Source organism: Aquirufa antheringensis (assembly GCF_004307425.1).
In the GTDB taxonomy this organism is placed as follows: domain Bacteria; phylum Bacteroidota; class Bacteroidia; order Cytophagales; family Spirosomataceae; genus Aquirufa; species Aquirufa antheringensis.
Genome location: NZ_SEWZ01000007.1, coordinates 1 through 736 on the forward strand (window position 1 = coordinate 1; position 736 = coordinate 736).

Below are 736 nucleotides of genomic sequence, written 5' to 3' on the forward strand. Positions count from 1 at the left end.
CCTGAAGCTGGCCGTTAAACCGCCAGTTAGGGTAGAACAGGTAATTGGGGCTAAGTCGTAACAAGGTAGCCGTACCGGAAGGTGTGGCTGGAACACCTCCTTTCTGGAGAAGCTATTATTTTCGGGTAATCACGCAAGTGATTATTCATCTTCTTTGTTTTTATCACACGCTTAAAGGAAATCTGTTCGAAAGAGAGCAGCTTTCAAAAAGATTTAAGTAAGGATTAAGCGGGCTTGTAGCTCAGGTGGTTAGAGCGCTACACTGATAATGTAGAGGTCCGTGGTTCGAGTCCACGCAGGCCCACAAGAAAAAGGCTTGCAAGCCGAAAGCAAAGTGAGACAAGGCCAAAGCAATTAAGCAACAATCCCTGGGGGATTAGCTCAGCTGGCTAGAGCACCTGCCTTGCACGCAGGGGGTCAACGGTTCGAATCCGTTATTCTCCACCAGAGTAAAGATTAGGCAAATGAGCTTGATCAACAGATTGAAAGAGTTAACTAATGACTGTCGACTATCGACTAGTGACTAAAAACACCACCCTCCCCTACTCAAATGTGAGTAACGGATTTGGGAACGATGTGAATGAGATGAGCGCAAGTTTATTGAATTTCACACAAGGTTCTTTGACATATTGTGAGAATAAAGTAAAGAGTAAGAGCAAATTAGAATTTGAATCCTTCGGGATGAAGATATTTTAAAAGAGTAAGTGAATTAAGGGCGTATGGGGGATGCCTAGGC

2 tRNA genes and 1 rRNA gene are annotated in these 736 nt (G+C 44.2%); all 3 read left to right on the top strand.

The window, feature by feature from the left end:
* Positions 1–103 (top strand): 16S ribosomal RNA (locus EWU21_RS11200); the annotation flags it as partial.
* A 127-nt stretch (positions 104–230) separates the two neighbouring features.
* Positions 231–304, top strand: a tRNA-Ile gene (locus EWU21_RS11205).
* Positions 305–370: 66 nt separating this feature from the next.
* A tRNA-Ala gene (locus EWU21_RS11210) sits at positions 371–447 on the top strand.
* Positions 448–736: the final 289 nt, after the last annotated feature.